The organism is Streptomyces erythrochromogenes (assembly GCF_036170895.1).
GTDB classification, from domain to species: domain Bacteria; phylum Actinomycetota; class Actinomycetes; order Streptomycetales; family Streptomycetaceae; genus Streptomyces; species Streptomyces erythrochromogenes.
In genome coordinates, this window is record NZ_CP108036.1 from 7,866,515 (window position 1) to 7,882,773 (window position 16,259).

Consider the following 16,259-nt stretch of genomic DNA (forward strand, 5'->3'; position numbering starts at 1 on the left):
GCCTCGGCACCGCGCTCCGCTCGGGTCGAGCACGCCTTCGCATGGATGAAGACCTGGAAGCTCCTGCGCGACTGCCGTCTCAAGGGCGATGGCGTGCACCACGCGATGCTCGGCATCGCCCATCCGCACACCGTCGGGCGCCGTGACTGACCGCACCCGGCCCGAAGTTGCCCGCCCTCGACCACGCCGGATCCCGACTGGTGGGAGGCTGACGGTCTGTCGGTGCCGACGTGGTGAAGTCGCGGCTTGCCGCCCATGCGCTCTGTCTAATCTGGGAATCTGTCACTAGGTTCGCTCCCGGACGATCACAGGGTGCCGCCGCTCAGGCGGCTCGTCGGAGGGAGTTCGAATGCGTCGGGTATTCGGGTCACGGGTCTCGCGTCGTGTGGCCGCGCTGACGGTGGCGGCTGCGTGGCTAGGCGCGGCTCAGACCGTGCCGGCATCAGCAACTGCGGAGGCGTACCAGACCGCGATCACGCACAGTCAGTCCGGGAAGTGCCTGGACGGCAGCCTCTCCCAGGGTGTTCGCCTGGTCACTTGCGACAGTGGGGCCTACCAACAGTGGATCGTGAGTGTTTCGTCGGCCGCCACGATCAAGCATGTCCAGTCTGGGAAGTGCCTGGATGGAAGTGCCTCCCAAGGCATCCGCCTCGTCACCTGTGACGGTGGGGCGTACCAGCAGTGGACCACGAACCTCTCCGGGTACGTGGTCAAGCATGTCCAGTCCGGGAGGTGCCTGGACGGCAGCGTCTCCCAGGGCGTCCGCCTCATCACCTGCAGCGGCGCGAACTACCAGGCCTGGTACCTCTAAACGAGTTCGGTGCGGTTTCGGCGGGCGATGATGCTCCTGGCCTCGGCTGGCGGCGGCACCGTCCGCGGCATGGCCCGCCCGGTCCAGGAGGACGAGGACACCGTCCGCGACGTGATCCACGAGGTGGACGAGATCGGGCTCGCATGCCTGAACCCTCGCTGGGCGGGAGGCCGTCCCCGCCGGCTCAATCGTGACGGCCGTTTCCTTCGGATCATCTCGCTCTAGCGGTCCGCCAGTTGACGAAGGACACCTTCTCGCTCAGCTCTGTGCTGGTCTCCCTCTGCCGAAACGCCGTGTCGCTCAGGAGACCGTGCAAGAACGCCGCCGTGCCGAGAGGGTGCAACTGGCATCTCGGGGTCGGTGTGCCGTCCGCAGATCAGGACCGGCCATCGATCCGGGTCGACTCGGGGTCCACGTCGAGCCCGGGCCGGCCCAGTACGGGTATCCCTCGGCCCGCAGCAGGATGCTGATCCCACTGCTGATCAGCCCCCGCCCCGTACCACTTGGGCCCTTACCTGTACGTGGGGTCCGAGTTGTGTGCGGGCGGGGCACCGCTAATGCAGACCAAGATGCGCGCAACTGGCGCTGGACCTAGCATGAAGGAGAGTGACTGTCTAGTCAGGAAGGCAGCATCATGACGGACGCACAAGAGAATTCGGGAAGATACCTGCTCATTTTGCCGGTAGAACAGGACGAAGCTCTGAAGGCGGCGCTTGGGAGTGAATACGACAAGCTCCTGAGAAAGGGCACGGCATGCGCGAGCACAAACGTTGCAGGGGGCGACGTTCACTGTGGCGACGCTGAGCAGTGAAGGTGCCGCTCTCACCGAAGTCAACCCCTCATGACGACCGGCCACTTCCGTTCGTCATGAGGGTTGCGGCAGAATGGCAGAATTTTGAGGAGGGCGATTCCGTCCTCCTCTTCCAGGGTCGCGCCCCCTTGACCGGAGACCTCTCTGTTACGGCGGACGGGTCTGACGTGCAGTTTTCTGACATTGGGTTGGAAGTTTGATTCTCATCATTTCCGAACCCGATTGTGATGGCCACATCGCGCCAGTCACGGCCGAGTTGTCACGCCGGGGCGAAGATTTCAGGATCTATGATCCGGCGATGTATCCCGCGTCGTCGACGATTACGATCGAGAGTGCAGCCGCAGGCACGAAAACGTCTCTTAGCTGGGACGGGAACGTTCTGGATCTGTCTTGCGTCAAGAGCGTATGGTACCGACGGCCAGGGAAGCTTGCGTTGTCGGACCAGTTGACAGCGGAAGAGGGAAAGTGGATTCGATCGGAGTGCAACCATCTACTTCGTGCGGCGTGGGCGGGCATGCGCTCGCGCTGGGTCAGCCGCCCCGAGGCGATCAGATCCGCGAGCGTCAAAGTCTCGCAACTCAAGGTGGCCGCTGATATCGGCTTCACCATTCCTCGCTACACGGTGACGAATGACGTCGACTCCGCTACGGAATTCATCTCCTCGTGCCGCGAAGGGGTCGTCGTCAAGGTTCTGACAGACCCGTTCATCGCCTACTCTGATCGATGGTGCAGGCTCTACACTCACTTGCTCTCAGCCGACGACCTCGACAAGGTGGAGTCCATTCGCTTCGGGCCAACGTTCCTGCAGGAGTTCATACAGAAGACGATGGACGTGCGCGTCACCGTGTTTGGTGAGGAAGTTTTTGCCGTTGGGATCAAGTCAGCCGAGTCCGAAGAAGCGCGTGTAGATTTCCGTCGCGCCGAGGTCTACGACCTCCCACACTCCATCGTGACTTTGCCTGAGCATCTGAACTCGTTCTGCACGGAGCTGGTCAGGCGCCTGGGACTTCGTTTTGGGGCGATTGATTTCGTCCTTACACCGGACGGCCAGTACTTCTTCCTGGAGATTAACCCAAACGGTCAGTGGTACTGGCTGGAGTTGGTTACGGGAGTTCCCTTGACAAGGTCTCTGTGTAGCCAGCTTGCTTGTGGGTCAGATGTGAACTGAGGGGTGTCGATTAGCGGCGGGTGCGATCATTCCTCTGATGTGGAAGTATCAACGTCGCCCAAATGGAGTTCGAGGCTGCCGCTCAAACGGCAGATCGATACCCGTGTCCCCTGTACTGACGGGCGTTGACCTCCCGCCAGCGAGTTCAAATGTTCCCCCACGTGGGGCGGTATCGGAATGACGTGAGTTCCGACAGGAATTGGCGTGCATGAGTGCTTTCCTGTTGCAGGATCTCTCGACTCATCAGTCATGATGCGTTCCTATACTCAACTAAGGCGACGGATCAGGCAGCCCGTTGAACAACCATCCGTGGCGAGTCGGGCCTTGGCCTTTTGGCCCGATCGCGGCTCAGCTTCGAGGTGTTGTACGGGTGAAGCGCGACGCTGAACGCGCGAGACTCAGGTAAAATCATACCAATCATCCTGATGGCAAGCCCTTCGGTGAGCCATGGTCGAGTAGGAATGGGCAGTTGCAGCAACTGCAGCAACAAGGGACCCACTGGAGCGCATTTGATGTGATCCGCCGTGCCTGCCGACGCGTTCCTCCACGTCCCGGGACATTGCCCGGCCGCGCTTCCCGGCTGCCCGTGGCCACCGGATCGCAGGACACCGTGTTCGCAATCTTCGCGGCCCACGAACGGCGCCGGGCGGCCGACCGGGAGGCGCTGTTCGCGGAGATCACCCGCACCCTGCGTCCCGGCGGCACGCTCATCCTGGTGGAGCACCTGCGCGACCGGGCCGACACTGCCACCTTCGGGCCCCGGGGCCTGGCACTTCATGCCCCGCCGCGAGTGGCCCGCCTCGCCGACGGGGCGGGCCTGCACACCGTCACCGAAACGCGGATCGCGACCATCGTCACGGTCTTCGCCTTCCGTCGAGAACTCCGGGACCACCAACGGCGCTTGTATTCAGCAGTGGGGACGCAGCGGACAGGCCGGATCCACGTGGTAACCCGCCGCCCAGGCCGACGCCTGGCAGCGGGCGCAGCTGTGCGGCCGTGACCCACGTGCTCGGTGCACCCGGGGACCGGGCTCCCGGACCCCTTCCGCCGTAAAGCGTCGCTTCAACTGCCGTACTGGCGCTCTCCACCTTCATACCCAGGCGCGGTGGAGGCGGACGGCCCCGCACGGGTGGGGAGGGACTGTTGCCCGGAGTGCGAGTTTGGGACGCCCGTCGCACAGCCGACGCCCGGCCTGCGCCCCTGCCTGCCCGTGCGCCGCAGCCGGTGGCGAATCTGGCTCACCGGCTACGGGCTCGCCGCGTGAATGCTCGACTGGGCCGTACCCCTACCGTGCTCGCGTCGGTCTGGACCAGGGGCAGCCGTGGGCGTCTGGCAACAGGGACGATCGCGGTTCGTTCGTTCGGGATCTTGGGCGGCTACGGCTTGAAGGGCACCATGCAGGGCTCAGGCACGTATCCGGTTATGCCCTCGTAGGTGACCTTGTTCCACTGGTTGTAGTCGATGTACCCCCTGCTGTCGCACACGTTGTGCGCACCGCCGAAGTAGCGCACGTAGGAGCCGGAGCCGTCGACGACGCCAGCAGCCGACGCGCCCTTGGGCATTAGGCCGAGGGCTGTGCTGTTGGTTGTCGCCTTGGCTCGAATGCGTACGGATTCCTCGGCCCACAGGGTTAGCAAATCGACGTCCCGTGCTCGCTAGGTCCGACCTGCGTCCCGCCAGCCCCGGAAGCCGAGCGCGTACACAGGTGAGGCCCGGCACCCAGAGCGCTCTGGGGGAAGCGGTACCACCGGGAGGCCCCAACGCCCCGGCACCGCCCACCGGCGGATGCGCGGGTCCTCACTGGCGCCCAGCACAGAGTGCCCGATCACTCTGTCCGGACTCACACTCAGACCAGAGTCGCCTTCAGACGGGCTGCTTTCTGGCGGACAGAGTGGATGCGTTCGGTGGCGTCGTGGATGGCGGTGATGGCGTCGCGGAACGGTTCGCGTCTGCCGTGTCGGGCGGGGAGGGGGCCGCAGGTGATGAGGGCGGCGCGTCCGGCGGGCTGGGCGCATCTCACGCCGGTGAAGAGCGGCGTGTCGGTGACGTTGATGTCGGCGTAGACGAACACTTGGGTTGTGGAGGGGGAGCGGAACCGTTGGCGGGGGCGGTCGTTGTACCGGCCGCGACACACACTGCCCGGCAACTTCATCCGTTCCCCCACGGGTCTGCCCGGGGGCGTGCCCAGTTCCTGACCACCTGTCCGCGTCAGGTGGTCAGGCACTGGGCAACAACCCTCGTGAACGGGGCCGCCGGCCGGGCTAGGGCCCGGGTAGCCCGTGACGATATGCCGCGAGGGATGCCGTTCGCATTCTGTTGCTGATCTATGGGGCCTGCGCGCCGGCCGGATCGTCTTCTCAGCAGTACCTGGCGGCCGCTGCGGAGGCTCCCTCATCCCAGGCCTTGTCGTAGGCCGAAAGCGCAGTGGGGCCTCCTGCCTGGGGCCGTCCCTTCCTGGCCTGGCAGTTCTCCTTGACCGCCGTGTAGCCGTCGGTGTAACCGGTGGTCCTCTCATCGTTGTTGTTCGGGGCCGGGAGGTTCTGCTGGTGCTTGGTCACCGTGACCGTCTTCTTGATGACCTTGCCGAGGCGGTTCTTTATGGTCTTGGTGACCGTGGTGGTCGTGACGACCTTGACCTTGTTGCCGTGGTGGTCCCTGGTGGTCTCGGTGACCGTTTTGGTCTTCTGGGTCATGGTCTTGCCGTGGGGCAGGTTTCGTGTCGTGGTCACCATCTCGGTCTTGGTAGTCGTGGTGTTGCGGCCCGTGTGCGCCAACTGCTGGTGCACCGCCTGGACCCCTGTGCCCTGCGGAGCCGCGGGTGCGGCGAAGGCGGTGGTGGGCAGGAGAGCTCCACCGGCGGCGAGGGCCCCGGAGGCGCCGAGGAGGGCGAGACGCTGGGGCAGGGTGGTACGGGTCATGATGGTGCTCCTTGACATGAGGGACGACCGGGAGGCCGGGAGGACCGGCCCTGCCCGGCGGGACCCTGCTGGGCCCGTGAATCCATTGGGCTTCAGCGACCGCTTGCTGGTCATGACCCTGAAACTCGGGGCCTGACGGGCACCCATCTGCCGTGGCGTCCCGCGCAGCCCCGGCACCGTCGACGCGTGATCTCCGTGGAGGAGTCCCGGGCCGCATGGTCGGTGTTGTGGGCCGGCCACGTGGGCGGGGCAGCCCCAGCAAGCCTGGCCGTCGTCCTCGGCCCCGGGGGCTACGCCGCCTTCACCCGCACTGCGCTGTCCGCGCACCCCCGCAGGCCAGCCGCATCACCCTCCCCGGCCCGGGACGACCAGCGATACCGCCCTCGCCTCCGACCTGCTTCAGGGCCTGGGCTAACCGGCCCGCATCCCGGGCCGGCACGCCACTGCTGTGGGAGGCCGCTGCGGCCTGGCACCGGCGCAGGAGTTCCGGGCGCATAGGGAGGCGGCCGCGGACGCGGGCGTGCTGCTGCGTGAGGCCGCCGCCCTGACCGGCACCCGCCCGCCGGTGGCGGGACCGACGTCGCGTACGGCGGGGGCCCGCAGCGCACCGCCGGCACGGTCCTGCCGGCGCGCAGCCCGGGCACCGGGGGAGCGGCGGGCCGTGGCCTGCCGCCCCCGGCCTGTACCCGGTGTGCCGGCCCGTCCGCGCCCCGTTCCGCCACGGCCGGACCGGCCCCGCCGGCCCGTACCCGCTGACCCGCCCCGACCGATTGAGGGAGTCCTTGCTGATGCCGGCCGGATACCCGCCGCTGCCCCAGCCGTTCGCCGAATCACTGGGGAGGCGGGCACAGACGGCGATGGCCTACCGCCTGGTGCCGGCCGTCTCCGACGCGGTCCGCCGCGCCGCCCAGAAGCGCTTCACCGGCCAGGCTGCGGGTGCTGCCCCCGCCCTCCCGGACCCCGGCGGTCTCGCCCGGTTGCAGCGCCATTTCGCGCGCTGCCCGGTACCTCGCCCGCCGTCCCCGGGAACGCAGCGGTGGGCGTCGGCTCCGAGGCGGCCCTCGCCACCACCGACTACGGGACCGGGCCGCTCGATTGGCGGACGGTCGAGGGGCGGCGGCAGGGCTCTGGCCGCTCCCGGCGCTGCCGACCACGCCCACATGCGGCCCGTCCCGACCAGTGGAATAGTGGGGAACGGATAGGCGCCCCTTGGGGATGTGGATGACCACAGACCTTCACGTGTCGTCAGCATCTCCGCTCCCTCGCGCCGAGGTCGAAGGCGCCGTCCCCTCAACTGCAACCGGCAGGAACCGGGCCCTGAGCATTACCCGTCGTCTCTGAGGCCTGCCGCTGAGCTGACATGTTCACCGCCGACACTCCTCCGTGAGACACGGGAGACGTGCGCGGTCGGGGCCCTCGTTGAGCAAAGTGACTGCCGTCAGCCGGGGGAAGGACATCTCATGAGAAGAAGGACCCTGTCCACCGCGGCCGTAGCTGCTATGGCGTTCAGCGGGTGGACCGCTGTCAACACGGCCGATGCAGCGCAACGGGCCGCACCCGGCGCCATCTGCTTCCTCTCGGAAGGCCCCAACAACACGTTCGGCGTGTCGGGCGAAGGGTTCAGGCCCGGCGAACGCGTCACCGTAAGGGACTCACAGGGCACCACGGTGCGCACGACCACAGCCATCACAGGAGGCTTCTTCGAGGTCATGGGGCTGCCGAACGACACCTACAGCGCCGCGGGACGTCGGGCCACGGCGATCTGCCCGAAGTGGGTGTCGGACGAGGAGGCCGCGATCAAGTGCACCGTGACCAAGGGCCCGGGCACGACCTACGGCGTGTCCGGCAGGGGATTCCCGGTGGCGGAGACGGTCACGTTGAAGAACTCCTCCGGTGCCGTTGTGAACACCACCCAAACCATCCAGGACGGGTTCTTCGAGTTCACCGGCGTCCCCAACGACACGTACACCGTCACCTCGAAGTTCGCGAAGGTGACCTGCGCCAAGGCCGCCGAGTAGCGGAACCCCCCCGCCCACGGCAGGCCGACCAGGGCACGGGACGGGCACCCGCCGCGACGGTCCTCGACAGGTGAATCTGCGCGGACTCCTCCGTCGTCGTTCCGGGCCCGACGCAGGCACTTCCTGAGTCGTCACCCCGCGCAGCACCTTGGGTTCATACGGTCCCTCCGCACGTAGGTCGGTGCAGGGTGATTGCTATCACCGACCGGTGCTACGTCCCTTCACAAGCGAGGGGTGACCTTCGAGGCCGAAGGCCCGACCCCCTGCCGTCGACGCGGGTTGACCTGGGCTTGCGAGCCGAGGGATGAGTACTGCAACGAGAAAGCCAGCACCGGCGTACGCGTCCGCCCAGCTGTCTGCGGGAGGCCCAGCCCAAGGCGCATGCTCCGTGCTGCCGCGGCATCCTCACCGAATCGGCGTCGACCCCGCGCCTGCAGGCATCGTCCGAGCGCGGTTGCCTGAAGCCCCTGAAGCCCCTGAAGCCCCTGGAGCACAGTGGCCAGTCCGGCCGGTCATGTCCGGCGCACCCTGCGCCGGGGCCGCCGCCCGCGGCCCCGCATGTCAACCCGACGCGAGCCGACCGGTGCACTGATGTCCGGGCGGGGACTCATGGGACATGGCCCGGCACCCGGCTCAGGTTCCGGGGAGGATACGGCGCGTTTCGTAGGCCCACATCGCGATCTCGACCCGGTTGCGGGCGCCGAGTTTGGCCATCAGGCTGGCCAGATGCGTCTTCACCGTGCTGAGGCTGATGTGCAGTGCATCGGCGATCTCGGTGTTGGTCAGCCCGCGAGCGACGGCCAGGAGCACCTGCTCCTCGCGGGCGGTGACGGGGGAGACCGGCTGGGCCACGGGCCGGCCGGCGGGCAGGTCCGCGAATGTCTGGAGCAGACGGACGGTGACGCTGGGCGCAATGAGCGCCTCACCGCCGGACGCCGACCGTACGGCTTGGGCCAGAAGGTCTGGTCCCGTGTCCTTGAGGAGGAATCCGCGGGCGCCGGCACGCAGCGCGCCGTAGACGTACTCGTCGAGGTCGAACGTGGTGATGACGACCACGGCCAGCGGGTCGGCGACGCCCGGGCCGGCGACCAGCCGGGTGGCTTCGAGCCCGTCGAGTACGGGCATGCGGATGTCGAACAGGCAGACGTCGGGGCGCAGTTCGCGGGCCAGACGTACCGCCTCCCGCCCGTCGGCGGCCTCGCCGACCACCTCGATGCCGGGCTGGGCGTTCAGCATGATCCGCAACCCGTTGCGGATGATCGTCTGGTCGTCAGCGACGAGGACGCGAATGGACACCGCTCTCGCTCCTCGCTCTCGGCAGTTCGGCGTTGACATGCCAGCCCCGGTCGGTACCAGGGCCGGCTCGTAGTGTGCCGCCGAGCAGCGTCGCGCGCTCGCGCAATCCGGTAAGTCCGTATCCGTCGCGACCCCGGCCGGTGCGCCGGCCGTTGTCGCGCACGCTCACCCGCACCGTGTGCCGTTCCGCGGCGACCCGGACGACGACCTCGGTCGCGTCGACCGCATGGCGCAGCGCGTTGGTCACCGACTCCTGCACGATCCGGTAGACGGCCGCGTCCACGGCCGGGGGCAGCGCGTCCAGTTCGCCTTCGAGCCCCAGGTCGACCCTGAGGCGACCCCCCGGGGTGCGCACCAGGCGCTCCAGATCCGCGACTCCGGCAGGGGGCGCCAGCTCGGCGCCGACCCCGCGGTCGCGCAGCGCGGCGACCATGGCGCGCATTTCCTCCAGCGTGCGCGCCCCTTCCTCCTCGACCTCCTCCAGCGCCTCGACGGCGGCTGACGGGTCGGTGCCCGCGAGCACCCGGCCCGCCTGGGCGATGATCACCATGGCCGACACGTGGTGGGCCACCGTGTCGTGCAGTTCCCGGGCGAGCTGCTCGCGCTCGCGGGAGCGCACCTGGTCCAACTGCCGCTCGCGAGCGGTCACCCGGAACCGCACGGCAGCCCCGACCACGCCGGGCAGCAGCAGGAAGACGAAGCCCACGACCTTTTCGACGACCGGGGTCCCGTCCGTGACGACGCACAGCGCGCCGGCCGCGAGGATCACCGCGCCGCCCAGCACGATCTCGCGTCCCGATCCCCACCGGGGCAGCGCGTACACCAGCACGAGCACGACCGCGCCGGTGTACAGGCCGACGGGCTCGCGCGGTGCGGCGACGAGCGAGGCCACCGGAAGCAGGATCACCGAGCCGAACGCCAGCGTCACCATCGCCAGCGGGCGGGTCCGGCGCCAGAGGGGCAGCAGGCACAGCCATACGGCGACCACCACCGCCACCGGCCGCCACACGACGTTCTCGCGCAGGGTGGCCTCCAGCGCCACACCGGCAAGGCCCGCGGCGAGCAGCGCCCAGTCCCGCCGCACCCGGGCGGGCGGGTCGGGCGGCCGGGGTTCGGTCCACAGGGTTCGCAGGTCGTCTCGGAGCACAGTTCTCAGCCTAGGGACCGCGGCGTGCCGCGCATCGGCCGAAAGGACGGGTCGTCACTCCGCCCCGGGGCCGACGGATCCGCGGCCTTCGGGCCGATGCCGCGGAGCGCCGCGGCGACGAGCCTCGGTATCGGCGGCCGTACAAGGACGGCCGACGAGGTGGTTGGAGGACCCGATGCTCTCGAAAGCCCTGTTGCGCCTGGGCGCAAGCGCCGCCCGCCATCCCTGGCGGGTGATCGCGGCGTGGCTGATCGCCGCCACGCTCGCCGTCCTCGCAGCCGTAGCCTTCGGCGGGCGTACCGCGGACTCGATGACCGCTCCGGGACTGGACTCCGGACGGGCCGCGGAACTGATCGAGCGGGCCGGCACCGGCCAGGAGGGGATGACCGCCCAAATGGTCGTCACACCCCTCGACGACGGTGCGACGTTCTTCGACGACGACGGCGCGCGCACCGCTCTCACGCGGCTGCGGGCCGAGGTGAAGCGGTTGCCGCACGTGCTCGGCACGAGCGACCCGGTGGGGGCGCTCGACACCGGCCGGGACACCGCCGTGCGCGGCGGCCTCGTTTCGGCCGACGGGCGGATCGCGGTCGTCCGGGTGCAGTACCCCGACCAGAGCCGGCTGTCGGCCGAAGACCTCGACGCCCTCGTCGATCTCGGCGACCGGCTGCGCGCCGAGCTGCCCCTGCGCATCGAGATGGGCGGGCACCTCTTCTACGCCTTCTCCGACCCCGACGGCGGCGCGAGCGAGCTGATCGGCCTCCTCGCCGCGGCCGCGATCCTGTTCCTGGCGTTCGGTTCACTCGTCGCCGCCGCGCTGCCGATCGGCATGGCGGTCTTCGGGCTGACCATCGGAGTCGCCACGATGACGGTACTGGCGGGGGTGACGGACGTCCCGACCTTCGCCCCCGTCCTGGGCAGCATGGTCGGGCTCGGAGTGGGCATCGACTACGCGCTGTTCGTGCTCGCCAGGCACCGGGAGTACCTCGCGTGCGGGCTCGATCCCCACGAGGCTGCGGGGCGAGCGGTGGCAACGGCGGGGCGGCCCGTGGTCTTCGCCGGCGGCACCGTCGTCGTATCGATCCTCGGCCTGGCGGTCGCGAACGTGCCGTTCATGACGGTGGGCGGGCTCGCCGTCTCGATCGTCGTTCTGACCATGGTGCTCGCGTCGGTGACGCTGCTGCCGGCCTTCCTCGGCGCCGCCGGCCCACGCCTGGCCCGGGCCGGCCGGGTCGGCCGGGCTCTGCAGACCGGGAAGCCGGGCCGACTCGCACGGCGGCGGGACCCGGCGGCAGGCGCCGCCCACGCCGCCGGGTGGCGTCGCTGGATCGGGCACGTCAGCCAGCACCCGGTGCCGTACGCGATCGGCGCGGCGGGGCTGCTGCTGACCGCGACGCTGCCCGTGCTCGGCCTGCGCGTCGGCCTGCCCGACGACGGCTCACTGCCCCACAGCCGTACCGAGCGCCGCGCGTACGACCTCGTCGCCGAGGGCTTCGGGCCGGGCACCAACGGTCCCCTCGTCATCGCCGCGGACCCCGCCGGTGATCCGGGCGTGCTGGACCGTCTCGTCGCCGCGGTCGCGGCGGATCCGGGCATCGCATCCGTCGCGCCGACGCACGTCGATCGGGACACCGGCATCGCGACCCTCGTGGTGTTCCCGACCACCAGCCCTCAGGACAAGGCCACGGCCGACACCATCGCCCGGCTGCGCACCGACGTGCTGCCCACGGCGATCGGGGACGGCCCGGCCAGGGCCCACGTCGGCGGCGCTGCCGCGAGCCTGTCCGATGTGGGCCAACGCACCAGCCAACGCCTGCCGGCGTTCGTCGCCGCCGTGCTGGCGATGTCGTTCCTGCTGCTGATGCTGGTCTTCCGCTCGATACTCGTACCGCTCAAGGCGGTGCTGCTGAACCTGCTGAGCATCGGCGCGGCCTACGGCATCATGGTCGCGGTCTTCCAGTGGGGCTGGGGAGGCGCACTCATCGGGCTGGATGCGACGGTTCCGATCGTGTCGTTCATCCCGATGTTCCTCTTCGCCATCCTGTTCGGCCTGTCGATGGACTACGAGGTGTTCCTCCTCTCCCGCGTACGCGAGGAGTACCTGCGCACCGGAGACAACGGCACGGCGATCGTCGAGGGCATCTCGCGCACCGCCCGGATCATCACCTCGGCCGCCCTCATCATGGTGGCGGTCTTCCTGTCCTTCGCCGTCGCCGACGATCCCTCCGCCAAAATGTTCGGGCTCGGCCTGGCCACCGCGATCTTCATCGACGCCACGGTCGTACGCATGGTGCTGGTACCGGCGACCATGACACTCCTCGGCCGGACCAACTGGTGGCTGCCGAAGTGGCTGGACCGGATTCTTCCCCGCGGCCCGGTCGGCACCGACGACACCGACGCGGAATCCACGGGCGGGGCCCCGCGTCCACGGCTGGTCGACCGCTGACTCGACTCCTGCCCGCCCTTGGCGTCCACCACAGCGCACGCCACCCCGACTGGACCTCCTCGGGGGACAGGCTCCACGCGATGGGCAGCTCGTCGATCGTCATGGGATTCACCTTTGGGACTCCGGGGGCCCACGCCGCCCGAAGATCGCCACGTTACAGGTCGGGGCAGTCTCCACTGCCGCCGAGTGAGCGAAGGGCGCGGGCCGTTGTCGGCACGGATACGGCCTCGGTGGAATGCGCCGTCCGGATGTAAGGGGGAAGGAGTGGTGAGCCTGCGGCAGTTCTACGCCGGTACCGCGCTCGGTCTCGCGTTGAGCGCCGCGGGCCGGGCGCACCAGCCGCCCTCCGGACTACGGCGCCCGCTACGCCGGCTCGGGGACCGGGGTGCGCGGCCCGGCCGCGTGGACGCTGCTCCTCGCCGCGGTGGTGGTCAGCGCTGTCAGGTGCGTCCGCAGGGCTCTCGGGCCCGACCTGACGCCCCGCGCTTCGGGTGTGTTTCCCGGGCTGCGGGTGCTGGAACCGGTCAAAGTCCGCTCGTGCGCCGCAACTCTTCGATGGACAGGGCGTTAGGACTGGCCTGACCCGGACAGCGGGCCCCGGACCGTGACCGGTTGTTGGTGTGCGTGCTGCGGTAGGCGTACGGGCTCCTGGCCGTGGTTGGCGGCGTGGTTGCCCAGCCCGGCATGGTCCGTGAGGGGGACGCGTTGGCACGCCACACGACAAGCGGAACCGGCGCCGTGGGTCCTTGCGCTAGACACATACCCGTGATCATCGGCTACTGCAGGACAATGACCGACCGCTGCCGATCCGCCGGCGGCACCGCACTTGCGACCAGGGCTGAAGGGGGGAGCCCGTGTCGTCGAGACGGCTTCTTCGAGTGAACCGACGCGTGATGCGCACCGTACGCGGCTGGCCGCGCGCCCTACTCCTCACACTCGCCGTGACGCTCACGGTGACCGCACCCGCCGACGGGGCGGCGGCCGAGCCGCGTCCCGGCGTTCCCCCCACGGCCAGCAGCCCGTCGCGAGCGGACGGTGAGGGGAAGCTGTCGCGGGTCAAGGTGAAGCGGCGCGTGGACGTGCGCACTCTGCCCCGGCCGAAGCGCGTCCCCGAACCGCAGGTGCAGCCCTACCTCGCCCCTCCGAAGGGGCCGGCGCCGGTGGGACCGACGAGGCAGCCGACTCTGCCGGTCACCACCGCGGCCCTGACCTCGAAGACCGGCGCATCCCCGAAGGCAGCGCCGTCCACGGCCGTCATCCAGCGGCTGAAAACGTTTCCCACGCTCGGGAACGTTGACGCCACCGGTCCGTCCGACACCCAGCTCGCGGTCGGCCCCACCCACATCGTCCAGTTCGTGAACCGCTCCGGCCAGGTCTACGACAAGGCCGGCACCGCAGTCGGCGCCCCCTTCGACCTGGGTGCCTTCTTCGGCTTCGCCGCGGACACCGGCGGTGATCCGCGGGTGCACTACGACGTGGGCTCCGGTCGCTTCTTCGCCGCGTACGAGGGACTCCTCACCGGCGGCGACGAAGTCGACGTCGCGGTCAGCGACACCTCCGACCCCCGCGGGAACTGGACCGTCTACATCGCCGGCAGCAACACCACCAACGTCCTGCAGGACCAGCCGAAACTCGGCTACTCCAACGACAAGGTCACGCTCAGCTGGAACAACTACGACCTGACAACGACCCCCCGGGAGTTCCTGGGCGTGGTGACCGTGGTCGTCAGCAAGGCCGACCTGCTGGCCGCAGGCACGGTCGACCTCACGACGTTCGCCCAGGACAACACCAAGTTCCAGGTCGTCCCGGCCACCTCGCTGTCGGGGATCAACGACCAGCTTGCGATGGAGCACGACCCGCGTGACCCCGCCAACGTGGTGGTGCACACGTTCACCGGCGTGCCCGGCGTCAGCGCGGTCAGCCAGACCGAGAACACCATCGCCATCGGAAGCGCGCCCGCACCACCGACGTGTGGCGGCGTGAGGGGATGCGCGGCTCAGCCGCCCGGGGGCGACGCCACCATCGCGACGAACGACGACCGGATGCTCTCGGTTGCGTGGCAGAACAACCGCCTGTGGGGCGTCTTCAACGTCAGCTGCACCCCTCTCGGCGACACAGCGGTCCACAACTGTCAGCGCTACGTCCAGATTGCGACCGGTGGTGGCCAGAGCCTGGCGACCAACCTCAATCTCGGTCTCGTGGGCGGAGACATCTACTACGGCTCGTTGACCCTGAACGACGAGGACGACCTGTTCTCGGGCTTCACCGCGTCTTCGGCCACGATGTTCGCCACTGCCGTCGCGATCGCAGTGCCGGGTGGCAACTTCCCGGCCACCACCTTCGGCGACTTCTACGCCGCGGGCACCCAGGCCTTCTCGTGCAACTGCGGCGCCGACGTGCGCTGGGGCGACTACTCCGGCACCGCGCGCGACCCCAGCAATCCCAAGGACGTCTGGACCGTCCAGCAGATCGGCGCCATCGCCAACACCGGAATCCTCGGCGGTGACTGGGGCACCGCAATGGACCGCGTCACGCTGTCCCCGCCGACTGTCACGAGCGTCACCCCGAACCACGCACCCGAACTGGCCCAGTGCGTGAACACCGTGACCGTGCGCGGTACGGAATTCCCCACGAGCGGCACCACCGTCAGCTTCGGCTCCGTGGCCGCGACGAACGTGAACGTCATCGGGCCGGAGGAACTGACCGCGCAGGTACCCCCGCAGGCACGGGGCACGGTGGACGTCACCGTGACCAACGCCAACGGCACCAGCCCGGTCACCGCCGCCGACCAGTTCACCTACGACCCGGACACGACCGCACCGTCCGTCTCCGCGAGCGTCTCGCCCGCGCCGAACGGCGCCGGCTGGAACACGACCAGCCCGGCGACCGTCAACATCAGCGCCTCTGAAGGAGCCTGCGCCTCAGGGGTCCAGAAGATCACCTACAGTGCGAGCGGAGCCCAGCCGATCGCATCCACCATCGTCTCCGGAACCAGTGCCGCAGTCCCGATCACGGTGAACGGCCTGACCATCGTGACGTACACCGCCACCGACAACGCGGGCAACACCTCCGCACCGCAGACGATCACCGTGCGACTCGACACCGCAGGGCCGACGATCACCATCGTCCGTCCGGTGGCCGGCACGTACCTGTACCGCCAGCCGGTCACCGCGTCCTACTCGTGCACGGACGCCATCTCCGGGGTGGCGAGCTGCGTGGGCACGGTCCCCAACGGCAGCCCGATCAACACCTCCACGCTCGGCCAGCGCACGTTCACGGTCAACGCCACGGACAACGCCACGAACCCGTCCACCAGGAGCGTCACCTACAACGTGGCGTACCGGATCTGCCTGCTCTACGACCCGAGCCGCCCGGTCCGCCTGCTCGGCCAGGTCGTGATCAGCCTGCGGATCTGCGACGCGAACGGCAACAACCTCTCCAACCCGAACATCACGCTCACCGCCAGCCGCATCACCGGCCCCGTCACCAGGCCCGTCACAGGCCGCTTCAACTACCTCCTCTCCTCATACAGCCTCCCCGTCAGCACCCAGAACCTGCCCAACGGCGACTACAACCTCGAATTCACCATCAGCGGAGCGGACACCACGACCCACGTGGCACCGTTCACCCTGCGCTGAGATCCA

At 69.0% G+C, this 16,259-nt stretch carries 11 protein-coding genes and 2 pseudogenes; 8 read left to right on the plus strand and 5 right to left on the minus strand.

From position 1 onward, the window contains the following. Positions 1-18 precede the first annotated feature (18 nt). The 5 genes and pseudogenes from OHA91_RS36125 to OHA91_RS36145 all read left to right on the plus strand — a co-directional run. Positions 19-150 (plus strand): annotated as a pseudogene (locus tag OHA91_RS36125) (IS5/IS1182 family transposase); the annotation flags it as partial. A 199-nt stretch (positions 151-349) separates the two neighbouring features. After that, a complete protein-coding gene (locus OHA91_RS36130; protein ID WP_328740781.1) occupies positions 350-811 on the plus strand; it encodes an RICIN domain-containing protein in 462 nt (153 codons plus the stop codon). After that, positions 812-1,006: pseudogene (locus OHA91_RS36135) on the plus strand (helix-turn-helix domain-containing protein); the annotation flags it as partial. A gap of 812 nt (positions 1,007-1,818) precedes the next feature. Then, positions 1,819-2,790 carry an MvdC/MvdD family ATP grasp protein gene (locus OHA91_RS36140; RefSeq protein WP_266505113.1) on the plus strand — a complete coding sequence of 324 codons (972 nt, stop codon included), beginning with the start codon at positions 1,819-1,821 and terminating at the stop codon, positions 2,788-2,790. Positions 2,791-3,259: 469 nt separating this feature from the next. After that, on the plus strand, positions 3,260-3,790 hold the full coding sequence (locus OHA91_RS36145; RefSeq protein WP_328740782.1) for a class I SAM-dependent methyltransferase: 531 nt from the start codon (positions 3,260-3,262) through the stop codon (positions 3,788-3,790). A 376-nt stretch (positions 3,791-4,166) separates the two neighbouring features. On the opposite strand, the gene OHA91_RS36150 is transcribed toward OHA91_RS36145, so the two are convergent. The 3 genes from OHA91_RS36150 to OHA91_RS36160 form a co-directional block, all read right to left on the minus strand. Then, a complete protein-coding gene (locus OHA91_RS36150) occupies positions 4,167-4,352 on the minus strand; it encodes a hypothetical protein (RefSeq protein WP_328740784.1) in 186 nt (61 codons plus the stop codon). A gap of 284 nt (positions 4,353-4,636) precedes the next feature. Further along, positions 4,637-4,861 carry a hypothetical protein gene (locus tag OHA91_RS36155; RefSeq protein ID WP_308289138.1) on the minus strand — a complete coding sequence of 75 codons (225 nt, stop codon included), beginning with the start codon at positions 4,859-4,861 and terminating at the stop codon, positions 4,637-4,639. A 286-nt stretch (positions 4,862-5,147) separates the two neighbouring features. Continuing rightward, positions 5,148-5,708, minus strand: coding sequence for a hypothetical protein (locus OHA91_RS36160; protein WP_328740785.1), 561 nt, complete (start codon positions 5,706-5,708; stop codon positions 5,148-5,150). Positions 5,709-7,168: 1,460 nt separating this feature from the next. Here OHA91_RS36160 and OHA91_RS36165 point away from each other — a divergent pair. Further along, entirely contained in the window at positions 7,169-7,726 is a 558-nt protein-coding gene (locus OHA91_RS36165; protein WP_328740786.1) for a hypothetical protein, read from the plus strand. A 633-nt stretch (positions 7,727-8,359) separates the two neighbouring features. On the opposite strand, the gene OHA91_RS36170 is transcribed toward OHA91_RS36165, so the two are convergent. Together OHA91_RS36170 and OHA91_RS36175 are read right to left on the minus strand one after the other, a co-directional pair. Continuing rightward, positions 8,360-9,022: a response regulator gene (locus OHA91_RS36170; protein ID WP_031147993.1), complete on the minus strand. Its 663-nt coding sequence runs from the start codon at positions 9,020-9,022 to the stop codon at positions 8,360-8,362. Further along, the gene (locus tag OHA91_RS36175; protein ID WP_031147996.1) at positions 8,997-10,169 is read right to left on the minus strand and encodes a sensor histidine kinase; all 1,173 of its coding nucleotides are present in this window, start codon (positions 10,167-10,169) and stop codon (positions 8,997-8,999) included. Before OHA91_RS36175 ends, OHA91_RS36170 begins: the two co-directional genes overlap by 26 nt. A 175-nt stretch (positions 10,170-10,344) precedes the next feature. Between OHA91_RS36175 and OHA91_RS36180 the strand changes: the two genes are divergently transcribed. Beyond that, on the plus strand, positions 10,345-12,615 hold the full coding sequence (locus OHA91_RS36180; RefSeq protein ID WP_328740787.1) for an MMPL family transporter: 2,271 nt from the start codon (positions 10,345-10,347) through the stop codon (positions 12,613-12,615). A 1,073-nt stretch (positions 12,616-13,688) separates the two neighbouring features. Next, positions 13,689-16,253, plus strand: a complete 2,565-nt coding sequence (locus OHA91_RS36185) for an OmpL47-type beta-barrel domain-containing protein (RefSeq protein ID WP_328740788.1) — start codon at positions 13,689-13,691, stop codon at positions 16,251-16,253. Positions 16,254-16,259: the final 6 nt, after the last annotated feature.